Source organism: Chryseobacterium sp. JUb7, assembly GCF_024806495.1.
Classification (GTDB): domain Bacteria; phylum Bacteroidota; class Bacteroidia; order Flavobacteriales; family Weeksellaceae; genus Chryseobacterium.
Map to the genome: position 1 here is coordinate 24,124 of NZ_JANUFF010000012.1, position 17,996 is coordinate 42,119.

General features: G+C 35.6%; 19 protein-coding genes. 11 read left to right on the forward strand and 8 right to left on the reverse strand.

Annotation, left to right across the window (positions count from 1 at the left end; genetic code table 11):
- The 11 genes from M2373_RS18250 (at position 1) to M2373_RS18300 (ending at position 10,726) form a co-directional block, all read left to right on the forward strand.
- Positions 1 to 1,335, forward strand: coding sequence for a (Fe-S)-binding protein (locus tag M2373_RS18250; protein ID WP_259112666.1), 1,335 nt, complete (start codon positions 1 to 3; stop codon positions 1,333 to 1,335).
- 10 nt (positions 1,336 to 1,345) lie between these two features.
- Positions 1,346 to 1,975, forward strand: a complete 630-nt coding sequence (locus tag M2373_RS18255; protein ID WP_259112667.1) for a hypothetical protein — start codon at positions 1,346 to 1,348, stop codon at positions 1,973 to 1,975.
- Complete coding sequence (locus M2373_RS18260; RefSeq protein WP_259112668.1) at positions 1,965 to 2,744, forward strand: (Fe-S)-binding protein; 780 nt, start codon at positions 1,965 to 1,967, stop codon at positions 2,742 to 2,744. Before M2373_RS18255 ends, M2373_RS18260 begins: the two co-directional genes overlap by 11 nt.
- Positions 2,745 to 2,844: 100 nt before the next feature.
- Positions 2,845 to 3,660, forward strand: a complete 816-nt coding sequence (locus M2373_RS18265) for an FkbM family methyltransferase (protein WP_259112669.1) — start codon at positions 2,845 to 2,847, stop codon at positions 3,658 to 3,660.
- 71 nt (positions 3,661 to 3,731) lie between these two features.
- Positions 3,732 to 4,220, forward strand: coding sequence for a hypothetical protein (locus M2373_RS18270; RefSeq protein ID WP_259112670.1), 489 nt, complete (start codon positions 3,732 to 3,734; stop codon positions 4,218 to 4,220).
- 6 nt (positions 4,221 to 4,226) lie between these two features.
- Positions 4,227 to 5,351, forward strand: a complete 1,125-nt coding sequence (locus tag M2373_RS18275; protein ID WP_259112672.1) for a glycosyltransferase — start codon at positions 4,227 to 4,229, stop codon at positions 5,349 to 5,351.
- Complete coding sequence (locus M2373_RS18280; RefSeq protein WP_259112673.1) at positions 5,348 to 6,997, forward strand: asparagine synthase-related protein; 1,650 nt, start codon at positions 5,348 to 5,350, stop codon at positions 6,995 to 6,997. The genes M2373_RS18275 and M2373_RS18280 overlap by 4 nt, the downstream gene beginning before the upstream one ends.
- 3 nt (positions 6,998 to 7,000) lie before the next feature.
- Positions 7,001 to 8,248: an oligosaccharide flippase family protein gene (locus M2373_RS18285; protein ID WP_259112674.1), complete on the forward strand. Its 1,248-nt coding sequence runs from the start codon at positions 7,001 to 7,003 to the stop codon at positions 8,246 to 8,248.
- A 19-nt stretch (positions 8,249 to 8,267) separates the two neighbouring features.
- Positions 8,268 to 8,765, forward strand: a complete 498-nt coding sequence (locus tag M2373_RS18290; RefSeq protein WP_259112675.1) for a hypothetical protein — start codon at positions 8,268 to 8,270, stop codon at positions 8,763 to 8,765.
- A 66-nt stretch (positions 8,766 to 8,831) separates the two neighbouring features.
- Entirely contained in the window at positions 8,832 to 10,100 is a 1,269-nt protein-coding gene (gene serS, locus M2373_RS18295; protein WP_259112676.1) for a serine--tRNA ligase, read from the forward strand.
- A 434-nt stretch (positions 10,101 to 10,534) separates the two neighbouring features.
- A complete protein-coding gene (locus M2373_RS18300; RefSeq protein ID WP_259112677.1) occupies positions 10,535 to 10,726 on the forward strand; it encodes a hypothetical protein in 192 nt (63 codons plus the stop codon).
- A gap of 58 nt (positions 10,727 to 10,784) precedes the next feature.
- On the opposite strand, the gene M2373_RS18305 is transcribed toward M2373_RS18300, so the two are convergent.
- The 8 genes from M2373_RS18305 to ccoS form a co-directional block, all read right to left on the reverse strand.
- Positions 10,785 to 11,549, reverse strand: coding sequence for a hypothetical protein (locus tag M2373_RS18305; RefSeq protein WP_259112679.1), 765 nt, complete (start codon positions 11,547 to 11,549; stop codon positions 10,785 to 10,787).
- Positions 11,550 to 11,564: 15 nt separating this feature from the next.
- A complete protein-coding gene (locus M2373_RS18310; RefSeq protein ID WP_259112680.1) occupies positions 11,565 to 12,332 on the reverse strand; it encodes a sulfite exporter TauE/SafE family protein in 768 nt (255 codons plus the stop codon).
- Positions 12,323 to 12,775, reverse strand: coding sequence for a FixH family protein (locus tag M2373_RS18315; RefSeq protein ID WP_259112681.1), 453 nt, complete (start codon positions 12,773 to 12,775; stop codon positions 12,323 to 12,325). The genes M2373_RS18310 and M2373_RS18315 overlap by 10 nt, the downstream gene beginning before the upstream one ends.
- 61 nt (positions 12,776 to 12,836) lie before the next feature.
- A complete protein-coding gene (ccoG, locus tag M2373_RS18320) occupies positions 12,837 to 14,291 on the reverse strand; it encodes a cytochrome c oxidase accessory protein CcoG (protein WP_259112682.1) in 1,455 nt (484 codons plus the stop codon).
- Positions 14,292 to 14,389: 98 nt separating this feature from the next.
- A complete protein-coding gene (locus M2373_RS18325; RefSeq protein ID WP_259112683.1) occupies positions 14,390 to 15,271 on the reverse strand; it encodes a cbb3-type cytochrome c oxidase N-terminal domain-containing protein in 882 nt (293 codons plus the stop codon).
- Between the two features lie 10 nt (positions 15,272 to 15,281).
- Positions 15,282 to 15,479, reverse strand: coding sequence for a cbb3-type cytochrome c oxidase subunit 3 (locus M2373_RS18330; protein ID WP_259112684.1), 198 nt, complete (start codon positions 15,477 to 15,479; stop codon positions 15,282 to 15,284).
- Positions 15,480 to 15,496: 17 nt separating this feature from the next.
- A complete protein-coding gene (ccoN, locus tag M2373_RS18335) occupies positions 15,497 to 17,758 on the reverse strand; it encodes a cytochrome-c oxidase, cbb3-type subunit I (protein ID WP_259112686.1) in 2,262 nt (753 codons plus the stop codon).
- Positions 17,759 to 17,763: 5 nt separating this feature from the next.
- Positions 17,764 to 17,988, reverse strand: coding sequence for a cbb3-type cytochrome oxidase assembly protein CcoS (gene ccoS / locus M2373_RS18340; RefSeq protein WP_259112688.1), 225 nt, complete (start codon positions 17,986 to 17,988; stop codon positions 17,764 to 17,766).
- Between the last annotated feature and the right edge of the window lie 8 nt (positions 17,989 to 17,996).

The window sequence follows — 17,996 nt, forward strand, 5'->3', positions numbered from 1 at the left end:
ATGCAATATATCGATAATATTATTTTTCTAATTTTATTAGTTGCAGGTTTTGGGCTATTTGCAAAAAGTCTGCAGAAGATATACAGAAACATCAGATTAGGACGGGAAATCAACCGAACCGACAGAAAAGGGGAGCGCTGGGAAACCATGGCACGTGTTGCAATGGGGCAGAGTAAGATGACGGCGCGTCCTGTTGCAGGAGTTTTACACCTTTTCGTTTATGTAGGTTTTGTAATCATCAACATTGAACTTATTGAGATTATCGTTGACGGAATCTTTGGGACTCATCGATTTTTAGCAACAATTTTCGGACATACTTTTTATGGTTTTTTCACTGCAACATTAGAAGTGTTAGCACTTTTGGTGGTAATCGGAGTTGTTACTTTTTTCATCCGTAGAAATTTTTACGGAGTGAAAAGATTGACAATGAAAGAACTTTTCGGATGGCCGAAAAATGATGCCAACTGGATCCTGATCATCGAATTTGCCTTAATGATGGCTTTCTTTAAAATGAATGCCGCAGATTATATTCTGCAAATGAGGGGTATATTTCCTGAACATGGAAGCTTTCCTATCAGCGAAATGACGTTTGTTCCGTTTTTGGAAGTTTTCAGTTTTGATAACGGCTTTCTGATGTTTACAGAGAAAGCTGCGTGGTGGTTTCACTTTGTGGGAATTCTGTTTTTCATGAATTACCTTTATTACTCAAAACACTTACATATTATTTTAGCTTTTCCAAGTACCTGGTATGCTAATCTTGAAAAGAAAGGAAAGTTCAATAATCTGGATTCTGTTACCAAAGAAATCAAATTAATGATGGATCCTAATGCAGATCCTTACGCTGCTCCGGCAGAGGGAAGTGAAGCAGATGTTCCTTCGAAATTTGGTGCTGAAGATGTCTTTGATCTCAATCAGGTTCAGCTACTGAATGCTTATTCCTGTACAGAATGTGGTCGTTGTACTTCTGTTTGTCCGGCTAATATTACGGGCAAGAAACTATCTCCGAGACTGATCTTAATGAAAACAAGAGACAGATTGGAAGAAGTAGGAAGAAATATCGACAAAAACGGAAAATTTGAGGATGACGGCAAGAAACTACTGAATGATTATATCACAAAAGAAGAGCTTTGGGCTTGTACAACCTGTAATGCTTGTACAGAGGCTTGTCCGGTATTGCTTGATCCGCTTTCAATCATTTTTGAGATGAGAAGATTCCTGGTAATGGAACAGTCCGCTGCTCCACAGGAATTAAATCTGATGATGACGAATGTTGAAAATAATGCTGCTCCTTGGCAGTATAATCAGGCAGATCGTTTGAATTGGGCGAATGACTAAATCATAAACGATGAGAAAATTAGTCGTCATATTCTTATTTGTTTTTTCGGGTCTGACGGTCGCTCAATCGGCTGATCAGAAAAAAATTCTAGCGGATACTCAATCTTTTATGGATCTTTTAAGAAAAAAAGATTACAACGGAATTCTGAATATGACCCATCCTGCTATCCTGGAAAAATTTGATAAAGAGGCTTTGATTGCTGGTTTTAAATCCGCATTTGAAGGAGGAAGTGAGGCTTATAAAATAGAAGTTAAAAATATTGCTAAAAGCGCGTTTCAGGTTTCTGATGTTTTCAAAATTCCTGATAACAGCTCAGAATATGCATTTGCCACTTATCCGGTCACTCTGATCGTTACATTTATGAATGAGAAACTGGATGAGCCAAGACAACAAGCTGCAAAAGCTATTATGGAAGGTAAAGGCATGAAGGTGCAGTTTCTGAATGATAATACCATGGAGATGAGCAAACCAAGCATGATTATAGCATTAAAAGATAAATCTACCGGCAATGCATGGAAATATTTGAATTATGATGAATCAAATATGATGCTTCTTTTCGTAGTTCCGAACGAAACCATGAAAAAAGCTAAAGAATACTATGCTGGTTTATTAAATAAACAACAAGAAAATGCAAATTAAAACAATGGCAGAATTTGCTGCCGAAGGAAAATCGCCGGAAGTTTTGTTTTGGGTTGGTTGCGCTGGTAGTTTTGACGACCGTGCCAAAAAAATTACGAAAGCATTTTGCAAAATACTAAATAAAATAGAGGTTGAGTTTGCTGTTTTAGGACAGGAAGAGAGCTGTACAGGAGATCCCGCTAAAAGAGCAGGAAATGAATTTGTTTTCCAGATGATGGCCCTGACAAATATTGAAGTGTTGAATGCTTACGAAGTAAAAAGAATTGTAACGGCTTGTCCTCACTGCTTTAATACGCTTAAAAATGAATATCCCAGCTTAGGAGGGAATTATGAGGTGATTCATCACACTCAGTTTCTGAAGAAGCTTATGGAAGAGGGCAGACTGAAAATTGAAGGGGGTGCATTCAGGGGTAAGAAAATTACTTTTCACGATCCATGTTATTTGGGAAGAGCCAACGATGAATATGAAGCTCCAAGAGTGCTGCTTGAAAAGCTGGATGCTGAGCTTGTAGAAATGAAGCGTTGTAAGACAAACGGACTTTGTTGTGGAGCAGGAGGTGCGCAGATGTTCAAAGAGCCTGAAAAAGGAAATAAGGATATCAATATCGAAAGAACAGAAGAAGCTTTATCTTTCCAGCCGAAAGTCATTGCAACGGGCTGCCCATTCTGTAATACGATGATGACAGACGGAGTGAAACATTTTAATAAAAATGACGAAGTTGTTGTAAAAGATATCGTAGAACTTCTTGCCGAAGCGGAAGATTTATAGAAAATAAATATAAATAATATCATAAAACTCAGGCGAAATCCTGGGTTTTATTGTTTTAAATCAAAATTGCAGTATCTTGCATTCAACATAGAAAACGGTTATGGGAAGTCTTTTAGCTTCATTTTTCAGATGTATTTTAAGTATTGATTTTTTTAAGCAAAAATATTTTGCCTTTCATAAATATATTTTCAGACCTTATCATCTTTTTAAAAATGTAAGTAAAAATGTTATTTACAGAAATTCAATTCGGCTTGATTTGAATCTGTCTGACTGGATTCAGCAGCAAATTTATTTTTTAGGGGATTATGAAAAAAATGAAATTGATTATCTTTATTCAACGCTAAAAGAAGGGGATACTTTCATTGATATTGGAGGAAATATTGGATTATTTTCTTTAAATGCAGCTCAAATTGTAAAAAATACAGGCTGCGTGTATTCCTTTGAAGCTTTTACACCAAATTATAATCAGTTTAAAAAACATATCGAAATCAATGCTTTTCAAAATGTAATATTAGAGCATCTTGCGATCTCCGATGAGAAAGGATTTATCGAAATTTTATATAATGAAGATTATGATAATGTAGGGATGGCTTCGTCTTTTCTCAAAGATTTTACATCAAAAGAAAAAGTTGAAAGCATAAGTCTGGATCAATATGTTAAACAACAGCAGCTTTCAAGGCTTGATTTAGTTAAAATTGACATTGAAGGAGGCGAATATACCGCGTTACTGGGAATGAAAGAAACATTAATCCATTTTAAGCCTAAAATCATTATAGAAATAAACAATATTGCGCTAAGAAGTTCAGGCAGAAGTGAAGAAGAACTTATTCGGTTGCTTGAGGAAAACGGCTACAAGAAAGCGAAAGTCTTAAGTCAGAATGAAAGTTCTTATAATGCTGTTTTTGAATTTTCTTAAACACTTTCAAAAGTTGATATCTTATACTTTTTGAATAAAAAATCGTAATTTTATCCTTTAAATTCATCAGAATGAAAATTGAAGAATCAAGCATTGTAGAAACAAACGACTACAGAGTAATCATATATCCCGCATCAAGACCTTTGGAAACGAAAGAAGCAAAGGTAATTACAGAAAAATTATTTGATTTTCTGGCAACCTGGGCAGCTCACGGAAAACCGCTTTCGTCATCTTTTAAAATTGAAAAAAATCAATTTATCATTATTTGTGTAGATGAAGAAAAAGAAATGGCTTCAGGATGCAGTATTGATGCATTAGGAAAGATTATGCGAGAAATTGATGCAGAATATCAGTTAGGTCTTTTCGACAGAATGAAAGCCAGTTTCATTGAAAACGGAGAAGTGAAAACGTTGAAATTAATTGATTTCAAAACAAAAATAAGAAACGGAGAACTGTCAAAAGATATTCAGGTATTTGATTTTTCTAAAAATACATATTTAGACTTTCTAAGTCATTTTATTTTACCATTTGAAAAAAGCTGGGCAGCTTCTATAAAATAATTTCTGTTGAAAATTCTCTTTATTTCCTCATGGTTTCCGAATAAACTGGAACCAACGAACGGTAATTTTGTGCAGCGTCATGCAGAAGCTGTTGCATTGCTCAACGATGTGGAAATTTTGCATGTTATAGGTGACTATCATCAGGAAAAGGAGTTTGTTTTTGATGATAAAATACTCAATGGAATCAGGACGCTTGTTGTTTATTACAAAAATTCAAACAACCCGGTTCTGAATATTTTAAAAAGGATGAAAGCTTATAAATTGGGGTTTTCGAAGATGAAAAGACCGGATATTGTGCATGCTAATGTGCTTCACAACAATATGCTTTTTGCTGTTTATCTGAAGAAAAAATATAAGATTCCTTTTGTAGTAACCGAACATTGGACGGCTTTACAGGAACAAAACTTATCTAAAACACCACAGCGTATCAAAAGGATCGCAAAATATATTGCGGGTAATGCCAGTTATGTATTACCGGTGAGCCATAATTTAAAAGAGAGTTTGAAACTTTTGAAATTCAAAACTCCGATGAAAGTGATTTCAAATGTTGTCGATACAGAAGTTTTTACTATCCCGTCAAAAACTGAAAATTCAGAAAGTACAAAGTTGGTACATATTTCAAGCCTGATTCCTCGTAAGAAGCCTCAGGAAATCATTAAAACAATTGTGAAATTGCATGAAAACGGTTACAACGTAAGGCTGGAAATTGGTGGTGATGGAGAAACGGAACCTTTAATCAGGCTTGTGGAGCAGCTGAATGCAGAATCTTACATCAACGTTTTCGGAGCTTTGCGCTATGATGAAGTGGCGGAGAAAATGAAAAATTCGGATTATTTTATTTTATTCAGTGAAAATGAAACACAGGGGTGTGTGATTTTAGAATCGTATGCCTGTGGAAAGCCTGTTATTTCAACGACAGTTGGCGGAACTACTGAACTGATCATTAATGGATTGGGAGTGGGTGTTGAAAAAAATAATACTGAGGAACTTTACAGCGTACTGGAAAAAATTTGCAGACAGCAGTATTCTTTTAAAAGCAAAGAAGAAATAAGAAAGTTTGCAGTGGACGGATATTCGCGAGAATCTATCGCGAAACAGTTTACGGAGATATACCAAGAAATAATATCATGACACAGGGTTTTTCTGCTCATATTAAAAATAATCAGGTCGATTTAAAAAGCTTTTTCCCGAAAAACAGTTTTGATTCTGTGTTGATACAATCCCCGGAATTTGATATTATTATTGAAGGAATTATTTTAAATAAAAAAAAGCTTTCAGAAGGTATAAATGTAGATGATTTTCAGGGTTTTATCATTGAAAATTATGACAGGTCAGGATGGAAAATACTTCAGGAACTTGAGGGTGAATTCAGAGGCTGTATCTGGGATAAAAGAACAAATAAAGTTCTGGCCTTTACAAATCCAACTTCCACACAGAGAGTTTTTTATGCTAAAATAAATAATGAATTCTTTATAGATTCTGATCTGGTAAGGCTAAGCCAGACCATCAAAAATAATGGCAGTTCTTTACAGCCGGATATCACTTCGCTGTATCAGCTTCTTGCTATTGGAAATCTTCTGGAAGACAGAACTCCTATTCAAAATATTTATAAAATCTTGGATTCAGAGATCGTGGAAATTGACTGTGATAGTCTGAATTTTAAGAAGATAGAGTATTTTGATGTTAATAATATACCGTATTACAATCAATCTCAGAATCAGGCTATAGATCAGATTCATGAAATTTTTACAGAAGGTGTAAAAATGGAATATGAGAAAGATCTTGAATTAGGCGGGTCACATATGGCATTGTTAAGCGGTGGTTTAGACAGCCGTATGGCGATGATGTATGCGGTAAAAAATGATTTTGATATCGACTGTGCCTTATGTTTTTCTCAGAAGGGTTATTTTGATGAAAAAATATCCAGACAAATCGCCTCAGATTATCATATCAATTATGAATTTGTTGCACTCGATAAAGGTTCTTTTTTAAAGAAAATAGATGAACTTACCAGAATTTCCGAAGGTACAGGTTTGTACACTGGCGGAGTGCACGTAAGCTACGCTTTGGATCAGTTGCATTTTGACGGATTTTCCATTTTTCACGGGGGAGCAATAGGAGACGGGATTTTGGGTGGATTTAATTCAGAGCCCAGAAGTAAGGCTCCGTCCCAATATAAGATCATTGTTAATCCGTCGTTTTTACCGAAAATACAATCAGATCTGGATCAGGTCTTCAAAAATTATGAAAGGGAAGAAATCTTCCTGCTTAAAAATCTGGCCTACAACCGAACCGTTTTAGGAGCTCAGGTGATGCAGCAGAAAGCTTACCTTATCTCGCCCTTTATGACGAAAGATTTTATAAAGTTTTCTATCAGCCTTCCTGAATCATGGAAGTATAAGCATCAGTTTTATCTTCAATGGCTTTTAAAACACTGTCATGAAGCTTCAAAATATTCCTGGGAACGAACATTAATGAAGCCGGATGCACAATGGAAAATTCCTTTTGGCGAAAAATATCTGAAAGGAGCTTACAATGCTTTCTATGGGAAAATATTGAAAAAACCGGAGAAGACCAGCATGTATCCTTATCAATACTATTATGACTCGGATATCACTATTCAAAAATATTATCAGGATTACTTTGATGAAAATCTTGACAGGCTGGAGGGATATCCCGAACTTCGGAAAGAAATGACCATGCTTTTTTCTTCAGATTTATTCTATCATAAATGCCAGGCCATTAATATTTTATCTATTTTTAAACTGTACTTTTAATGAATGAAAAGTCTACAGGTTTTTTTACAGAATTTTCTTAAAAATCAGGGACAATATGTTCTTGTTTCTTTGCTGATTGGAAAAATCTGCGCTTTTCTTTCCTCATTATTTATCATCAAGCTTTTACCTACTGAAGATTTTGGAAAAATGAGCATTGTAGCGGCTATTTTTGCATTGTTTGCATCATGTACGGGCCTGGGAAGCTACCAGAGTTTACTGCGTTATGGCTCAATTTCAGAGAGTCCTGTGGTAAAGCAAAAACTTTCAGCTTATCTTTTAAGACAGGGATTCATTTATCAGCTTATTCTCACGGTTATTTTTTTGATAAGCAGTTTGTTCTATGTGAATAAATATGAAGATATATTCTGGATTTTTCTGTTTTTCGCATTACGTTTTATCGGATTTTACTTTTTCAACTATATACAGACTGAATTGAGGATTAACAGTAAGAATCGTGAGTTTGCAAAATTAAATAATGTGGTCAATATTTTTGGATTAGTATTGACATTAGCACTTACTTATTTTTTTCAGCTGAAGGGATATCTTATTGCTATTACTTTAATACCGTTTTTATCTTTCTTCTGGTATAAAAAAACAAATTTGTCCGTAAAAGAAATACCATCTGTTTTCAGTTCAAAAGAAGTCTGGAAATATGCTTTTCATACTTCCGGAACAACCGTGCTGTCCGATGCTTTATTTTCTGCGGATATTCTTTTGCTGGGATTTCTGTTAAATGAAAATTATGTGGCAGATTATCGGGTCGCCATTCTGATCCCTTCGAATGTTACTTTTCTGGCTTTGGCTTTTATGCAGAGTGATTTTACGGTTTTGGCTAAAAATTATACCAATAAAATTTTTCTTAAACATTATATTTCAGGATACTATAAATTTTTTGTACCCGTTTGCGCGACTATCTTTATCATCTGCAGTTATTTCAGTAAAAATATTTTAAAGCTTTTTTTTAATGAAAAATATGCTGAAAATTCAGGTTTATTTGTGGTTTTTATGGCTACTTTTTTACTCAATATTCTCTTTAGAAATTTATATGGAAATTTAATGTCAGCTGTTGGTAAAATGGCAATGAATACGAAGACCTCTTTATTTTCTCTGATCCTTTTAATAACATTATCATTTATTTTGGTTCCGAAATACCATTTGATGGGAATGACGATCAGTGTTTCTGTTACCCTGATATTTTCAGGTCTTATTTTGGCATTCTTCTTTTATAAATATCTTAAAGAATTAAAATAAGTTTTTATCTTTGTTGGAAATGAAAAATATTGTTTTCGGAATTCTGGTAATTTTTTTCGCGTTTCTGGGTTGTAGAAACGGGGATGACGACGTTCAGAGAATAGACCAGATACTCACTATTTATATGAAGAGCAGCACCGGGCAGGATCTTTTGAATCCAAATAAATCCGGTTCCTATATTTCCTATACCGTAAATGATGTTTTCGGAATCACTGATAATGCACCGGTAAGCATTCCCCTTAAATTGTCTTCTGATTCTCTGTATTATCTGGAATACATTGCCGGAGCAAAAAGGATTACAGACGATTCATTGAGCGATACAAGAACTTACCGATCCAGAATGGCGCTGGCTTTGAGAAGAACGGTAAACAGCGTTACGGATACAATTAATGATACCTTAGATATTGAATACCGTTGGACATCCTCGGTTTTTGAAGTCTCGAAAGTGTATTATAATAAACAACTTCAGTTTACAAAAGTTCCTGGCGGTTCAAACGTAGTGACTATCGTAAAATAATTTTTTAAATTTGCAAAAACTGTTAGCAATTTATGCTAACATTCTAATAATTAACATCTAAATAAAATGTTACAAGTCAATTTTTTGCGCGACAATAAAGAACGCGTTTTAGAAGGTCTTCAAAAAAGACAATTCAAGAATCTTGGGTTGGTAGACGAGGCGATTGCTACTGACGACGAAAGAAAGAAAATTCAATTTGAATTGGATTCCCAACTTTCCGAAATCAACAAGATCTCCAAAGAAATTGGGATATTGATGAAAGAAGGAAAAAAAGAAGAGGCAGAATCCGCAAAATCTAAAACAGCACAATTTAAAGAGTCGACTTCCGAATTGAAACTTCAATTAGATGTTAAAGAAAAGGCTTTATTGGATATTCTTTATCAGCTTCCAAATATTCCGAATGAGTTGGTGAAAAGTGGTGCTTCAGCTGATGATAACGAAATTATCTATCAGTCTCACGATGTTGAAGGATTGGGAGAGGGAGCTATTCCTCACTGGGAGCTTGCTAAAAAATACAACCTTATCGATTTTGAATTGGGGGTAAAAATTGCAGGAGCAGGATTTCCTGTATATTTAGGAAAAGGAGCAAGATTACAGAGAGCCTTGGTTCAGTATTTCCTGGATAAAAATGTAGAGAAAGGATATACGGAAGTAAACCCGCCTCACGTTGTAAATGAAGCGTCTGGATATGGAACGGGTCAGTTGCCGGATAAAGAAGGTCAGATGTATTATATTCAGGCGGATGATCTTTATTTGATTCCGACTGCAGAGGTTCCGGTAACTAATTTATACCGTGATGTTTTGTTGGATGAAAAAGATCTTCCAATTAAAAATACGGCATTTTCTCAATGTTACAGAAGAGAAGCAGGAAGCTACGGAGCACACGTAAGAGGTTTGAACCGTCTTCACCAGTTCGAAAAGGTTGAGATCGTAAGAATTGAAAAGCCTGAGAATTCTTATGCTGTTCTTGAAGAGATGGTGGAACATATTAAAGAAATCCTGACTGATCTGGAACTTCCTTACAGAGTTTTAAGACTTTGTGGTGGCGATACTGGTTTTGCATCTGCAATGACCTACGATTTTGAAGTGTGGAGTGCTGCTCAGGAAATGTGGCTGGAAGTAAGTTCTGTTTCTAACTTTGAGACATTCCAGGCAAACCGTCTGAAATGTAGGTTTAAGTCAGATGGAAAGTCTCAGCTGGTCCATACATTAAACGGTTCTGCAATGGCTCTTCCAAGAATTATGGCGGCATTACTTGAAAATAATCAAACGGCAGAAGGGATTAAACTTCCAAAGAAGATTGCTGAGTATGCAAGATTTGATGTGATTAATTAAGATTTGATCTTTTATATATGATCCCCGTCATTTTTGGCGGGGATTTTTTGTTATAATAATTTTTTATTGTTCTTTTAATTTATTGTTTTTATGCCAGAGAATATTTTATATAGAAATTATTAATTATATCAATTAAGAATTAGTAGAATTTACTTTTTAATTTTTGTATATAAAATAATTTTATTATCTTCAAAAACACTAATATACCAAGCAAAATATGAAATTCTACGAATATACATTACATGAAAATTCAGTCAAAAATTCCGTCCCTAAAAAATTTCCAATTGATTATCATGCTGGAAAAGGCGATTTCTAATCAGTTACTGTTATCAATCTGATAAAATATAGAATAAATTTTAAAAATAATCAATATAAAAGCGAAATCCGAAAAGCTTAAATAGAGTAGGAAAAGTACTAAAATCAACAAAATTTTTATGAAAAATTTAGAAAAAATTTCTAGAGAAAATTTAAAATTAATTAGTGGAAGTGGGGCAGCTGAATGCCTGGATGACCCAGCTGTTATTAGATGTTATCTTCCAGGTTTTCCAAATGGAATTTGTATGTTCAGAGAGCAATGCTGCGCTAAACTAGGGATTGATCCTGAAGGATGTGCACTTAATCCTTAAATAATAAAAGAATAAATAGTCTTTATGTAAAGAACCACCGAAATTTCGGTGGTTTCTTTTATTCTGTTACAATGATTATTTTTTTGTCGGCATTTTTGGGCTTGGCTGCCTCTTTATCAAACATAGCCTTTAGGTCATACTGTATTCTCACAGAGTAATCATCAATCTGCTTAAACCAGTCATGTTTTCCTGTGATCGATTTTATCTTATTTTCAAACTTTAAAGTAGTTCCGATATTTTTAAAAAACATCATGATCATCCCTTCCAGTTTTCCCATTGATTCATCAGTTCCCAATTCCGGGCTTTTGGAGGCCAGCGCTTCCTGAAGATTTTTAAGATTAAAGTTTTCGGTATCGATGGTTAATACTTTCCCATTCCAGTTATTGTATACATTCTGATCAATAGGCAGTTTTTCCTGTTTCGTAAAATTATTCAGTGCGGTATAATCCTGAGCTGTAAAATGGTCCATCTTTAGAGAAAACCCGGCAACTTCTTTTCCCTCTTTATTGGATTTCATAAAGATCTTCTTCATGATCCTGATAGAATCTGGATTGGTGGTCTTTAGTCTACCTTCTTCTTTGTCTATGTCGTAAAGACTCGTCCATGTTGTCGGAAGCTTATCCATATCTCCGAATTCTTTTTTATCTTTTAAAGAATCGGGAGTCATAGCTTTCATTTCTTTCATGAATTCTCTTACATCAATATCCATTACGGTTGTAGAGGCAGCATCTTTGTAATACACAATTTCAGAATTGACATTGCATGATTGTAAAGTCAGAATTCCGAATAGGGCAACAATGAATAAAAGGAGTGTTTTTTTCATGGTTCAGTTTAGTTTTTAATGACAGTTTGTATTCGAATGCTTATGGGTACTATGATCTCCGGGTAGATGACAGTCTCCGTTGTTATCTCTGGAAATCGTCATGGCTTCTGCTCTCGGCGAAATATAAGGTATTCCCAGTTCCATTCCACGAACGATAAACAGCCCTCCCAGAATGATCATCACCACAGGAATGGCCTTTAATACTTTTATTCTGAAGGTCTGGTTCATCAGATTTCCGACCAAAACCACCGCAAACATAAAGGGAAGTGTTCCAAGCCCGAAAAGTCCCATGTATACAGCGCCCTGCCAGATGCCGCCGCTTGCCAGACTTGCTGTCAGAGCCATATAGACCATTCCGCAAGGTAGAAATCCGTTAAGAAGCCCTGTTGTAAATCTCGAACGGTAATCTGCTTTCTGAAGCAACCTTCCTAAGTTTAATTTTACTTTAAATAAAAATTTGGAAAAGAAAGGGATTTTTGAGGCAAAATCTTTTCCGCCAAACGAAAAAACAGCCATAATAATTAATAGAATTCCCACGGCAATCGTAAGATATCTCTGAAAACCTGCCATCTCAAAACCTTCACCAATGATTCCTAAAACAGCACCGAGTAAAGAATATGTAAATATCCTCCCGAACTGATAGGTAAGATTCTGAAGATAAAAGTTAGTGGCCTGTTTTTTTGTTAATCCCATCGACAGGGCAATAGGTCCACACATCCCGATACAGTGGAAACCGGATGCAAAACCTAATCCAATAGCCGATAAAATAAGTGCTATTTCCATATCACGTCATAGTCCATTCTATAGTCCTGTTTGTCTTTCGTCCACATCAGTCTTAAGGTATAGTTCCCCAATTTCAATACTTTGGAAGGAATTAAGAATGACTGGCTCGCATCAAGCTGTTCAGATCTTTTAATATCAAGATTCTGATCATCGGTTCTGTTCAAAACAAATTTTACCGTTGTATTGGAATTGTCATAGCCTTTAGGAAAAGATATTTTAATTCCGTTTGTATCTTGTGTATAAGTAGGTTTCTCCTGTAGGTCGTCTGCTCTTTTTTTAGCATCAATTACATCCTGATACTGTAATTCTTCTTCGTAATAATTATCGGTTACCATTTCAGAGTTTTTCTGCCCGTTCGGGAAAAGAAATAACATGGATAATATAAAAACTATGAATGCAAATAATGCAATTACAACACCGTGTCCCCAACTAAAGTTCTTCATTTTTTGTCTTTAAGATAGTTAATAACCTTCAGCATATTTTTAAAGAAGAAGGTTTTAAAAATTAAAATTGTAATTTAAACGGTCCTTCAAAGTAGGTCTGATAAGAATCTATCAGTTTTCCTTTCATATCATACACTCCGATTGTAATATTCTGCTTGGAAAGCTTCATTTCATTCTCCGGGAAGCTGATATTGATGGTTCCTTTTGAAATCTTGTCTCTTTCTACAGTAATTTTACTTGAAGCACTGTAAATGATCTCTCCATGTACTGGTTCAATAACTTTGATGGTAACGATTTTTTTATCGTTTGTTTTGTTTAAGAAAGTGTAATTATAGGTATTGGTAATTTTACCGTCTCTTACGAAGAATGTACTTCCTGCCGGTTTGATGAATTTAGCTTCCATTTCGCCACGGTTGTAAAGCAGGAATCCTAAGAATCCTACCAATAAAGCAAGTACAACTGCAAAACCTTTCATTCTTCCCGTAAACTTAAACTGAGTCTCCTGCTCGATTTCGTTTTCAGAAGCATATCTGATCAATCCTTTCGGAAGACCGACCTTCTCCATTACTTCATCACAGGCGTCAATACAAGCTGTACAGTTAACACACTCCAATTGCTGACCATCACGGATGTCAATACCGGTAGGGCAAACGACCACGCACTGATGGCAGTCGATACAATCTCCTTTACCTGCTGCTTTTCGGTCTTCTCCTTTTCTCCATTTTGATCTGTTTTCTCCTCTCTTGAAGTCGTAGAATACATTGATGGTGTCTTTATCAATCAATACACCCTGTAATCTTCCGTAAGGACATACTAAGGTACAAACCTGCTCTCTGAACCATGCAAATACAAAATAAAATGCTGCCGTAAAGAGAACCATGATGATAAAATTGGTAGGGTGGGCAAATGGCCCTTCTGATATAATTCTGAAAATTTCCTTATAACCGACAATATACATCAGCATAAAGTGGGTAATGATCAATGAAATAATGATGTAAACCGTCCATTTAAGACTTCTTTTCCATATTTTTTCGCTGTTCCATTCCTGTCTGTCCAGCTTCATTTGCCTATTTCGGTCACCTTCAATAATATATTCAATTTTACGGAAAATAGATTCCATAAAAATTGTCTGAGGGCATATCCACCCGCAGAAAATTCTTCCGAATGCAATCGTAAAAATGATAATAAAAATTAAAGATGCGATGGCTCCTAAAGTAAGGATGAAAAAGTCTTGAGGATAGAAAGGCTGTCCGAAGATGTAAAACTCTCTATCAATAACATTGAATAAAAAGAATGGATTGCCGTTAATCTTTAAAAACGGCACTATAAAATAAATGGCTAATAAGAGATAGCTTACAATATTTCTATAGTTGGTAAATTTACCTTTGGGTTTTCTTGGGAACACCCATCTTCTTTTTCCGGATTGCTCCATTGTCCCGATAGAATCTCTGTAAGTCTCAGGGTCCAGAACCTGTCCCTGTCCGCCGCGTACTTCTATTTCTTCTATATCTGACATCTTGTAAATATTTAAAAAAAGAAAAACATAATTCGTTACTATTTTTTCATTTAATAACAAATTATGTTTTTCATATGTTTCTATTTTTTCTGTTTAAATTATTCCTTTTCCCAATGAGCTTCTGTTCCCTGAGGAGCAGCTCCACCCTGAGCCGGTGTTACTGGAGGTTGCTCTTGGTTGATATGATAAACATAAGCTGCAATCTTTTCAATCTCAGCACCGGAAACTTCTCCGTTTTTACCAAATGCTCTCATCGCTGGGTTAGTAGGAGAACCATTCCAGTCCATGTGGAATACGTTTTTGAATAACGTTTTCTCAGGCTGGTTGATCCAGTAGTTATCGGTTAAGTTAGGTCCGATACCACCACTACCGTCTTCTTTGTGACAAGATGCACAGTTGGTTTTGAATAATTCTTTACCTTCTGCGATATTATCAGCTGAATATTTAGCTGTTTCGATCGTTACAGGAGGCTGAGTTGCTTCATATTCTGCAATGCTTGCGATCTGCTCTTTATATTCTTTTTCATATTCGCTCAATGGGTGAGCGAAATCTGTGAAAGAGAATGCTGCTACGTAAACAATACAAAAAGCAGTCCCAAAATAGAATAAACCTACCCACCATTTCGGTAATTGATTATCCAACTCCATGATTCCGTCGAAACCGTGGTCGATAAGGATATCTTTCTCTTCAGAAGCAGACTGCTTTTTGAAAGCACTGTCATACATTCTTCTTAAGAAAGGGATTTTCTTTTCTGATAGATACGCTGCTTTTTCTTCTGCAGATAGTTTTTTGAATTTATTATTCTCAATTAAATCTCCGATAGCACTGTGGATATACGCCAGGATACCAGCGATCACTACAGTCCCCCAGAAATAAGGTGAAGCTAAGAATGCGTAGCTCTGTACAAACAAATAATAAAAAACTATCAGAAGTCCAATTATTATTAAGATGTTTACAACAACCGGTGTTCTTTGTTTCATAATAAATAGTTTAATTTTTTAAATTAAAATCGTCTTCATCATCCCCCAGTGGTGCTTCTTCTTCTTCCTTGTAATATTTTTTAGGCCTGCTAAAAACATATATCACTAAGGCTACGAAGAACATCATAAAGAAAATCAGAGCCAATGTTTGGTACAAACCTGCATTTTCCGAATTGGATAATATATCTTTAAAGTTCTGGGGTATCATAATGAACCTTTTAATGTTTAGTTATTACTTGCTGTTTTTATTTCCGTTGTCTTAATATCTGTTCCTAATCTTTGTAAGTAAGAGATAAGCGCTACAACTTCTTTTTTCTCTAAGTTTACATCAGGTCTCTTAGCATATTCCTGTTTCAGGTCATTCGCTTCAGAGAAGATATCTTTTACAATTTTTTTAGCTTGGTTATTAGCCCATGAATCTGCAGAATCAATTTCAGATTTAGTGTAAGGTACATCAAATGTATTCTTCATTAATCTCATTTTATCTACCATCTTAGATCTGTCAAGATCTGTAGCGATCAACCAAGGGTAACGAGGCATGATAGAACCTGCAGACGTAGATCTTGGGTTGTACATGTGCTTGTAGTGCCAAGAACTTGGGTTTTTACCACCTTCTCTGTGTAAATCCGGTCCTGTTCTTTTTGATCCCCAAAGGAATGGTCTGTCATAAACAAATTCTCCTGCTTTAGAGTACTGACCGTTTTTACCGTTGAATCTTGTAATCTCATCACGGAAAGGTCTGATCATCTGAGAGTGACAAGCATTACATCCTTCTCTGATATAAATATCTCTACCTTCTAATTCCAGCGGCGAATAAGGTTTTACTGCCGAAATGGTAGGGACACTTTTCTTAAGCGATAGGGTAGGAATAATCTCTACTGAACTACCGATAGATATTGTTAAGAAAGATAAGATTCCTAATAATACAGGAGTTCTTTCTAACCAAAGGTGAGTACCTTCTCCTTCTTTTCTGTTTTTAGTAATGTTGGCTAAAGTTGGTGCTTCTGCAGGAACTTCTTTCTGGAATGATCCTTTTCTTACTGTTGCAATAACGTTGACAACCATTAAGATCGATCCTGAGATATAGAATAATCCTCCTACAAATCTCATTTTAAAGTAAGGGATGATAGCCGTTACTGTATCTAACCAGTTTTTCCAAACTAAAGTTCCGTCCGGGTTGAACTGCTTCCACATTAATCCTTGCGTGAAACCTGAAATATACATTGGAACTGCATAGAAAATGATCCCTAAAGTACCCAACCAGAAATGCCAGTTAGCTAATTTTACTGAATATAATTTTGTTCTCCACAAGATGGGTACCAAATAATAGATAACTCCGAATGCCATGAAACCATTCCATCCTAAAGCTCCTAAGTGTACGTGACCGATAACCCAGTCTGTAAAGTGACCAATTTTGTTGATGTTTTTAGTTGCCAAAAGCGGACCTTCAAATGTTGCCATACCATAACAGGTAACTGCAACCACGAAGAACTTAAGGATAGGATTTTCTCTTACCTTGTCCCATGCTCCTCTTAATGTAAGAAGTCCGTTTAACATACCTCCCCAAGATGGTGCAATAAGCATAATAGAGAAACCTGTTCCTACTGCCTGAGCCCATGCCGGAAGTGCTGTATACTGAAGGTGGTGAGGACCAGCCCAGATATATACGAAAATTAATGACCAGAAGTGAATGATAGACAGTTTATATGAGAAAACCGGTCTGTCTGCAGCTTTTGGTAAGAAATAATACATCAAACCAAGAACCGGAGTCGTCAATACGAATGCAACCGCATTGTGACCATACCACCATTGTACGATAGCATCTTTTACCCCTGCATATACTGAATATGATTTCCAACCTGTGAAAGATAATGGAACCTCAAGGTTATTGAAAATGTGAAGCATTGCTACTGCGATCCAAGTACCAATGTAGAACCAAATCGCTACATAAAGGTGTCTTACTCTTCTTTTCGCAATCGTTAGGAACATATTTGCTCCGAAAATGATCCAGGAGAACGCAATCAATATATCGATTGGCCACTCATGTTCAGCGTATTCTTTAGAAGTGTTAATCCCCATAAAGAATGTAATGAACGTAGCAACAATCATAATTTGCCAAGTCCAGAAATGTAACCAAGATAATGTATCACTGTACATTCTTGTTTTTAATAATCTTTGTAACGAGTAATAAATACCGGTGTAAACGATATTACATACGAACGCAAAGATTACGGTGTTGGTGTGCAACATTCTGATTCTACCAAACCCGAATGCACCATGTGTGTTTATCAAGCCCTGAATGTTTCCGCTCTTCAAACTTTGAATTGTGGTGTCATCCGTTCCGAATAAAAATTCGGGAAGTTCAGGGTAGAAAAGCATTAATGCTGCCGTAAGCCCGAACGTGAATCCTATAAGCCCAAAAACTATGGTCGCATAAAGGAATGCACGAACAATGCTGTTGTCATAACTAAACTTTTGTGTCTCCATATCAACTATTCACTTTTTTCTTCAATTTTATTATTTTCTCCTATTTCTTTTTCTTTTTTATCGTTGCCAACTTCTTCTTTTTCCTTGATTTCATCGGAATCAAAAAGAATTCGTACAGCCGGAGATTCATCATCTTCAAACTGTCCTTTTTTGGCATAGACTATAAATACGACCAAGAAAATCGCAGCTAAAGAAACACTGCAGAGGATCATTAAATATAGAATATCCATTTGACAAC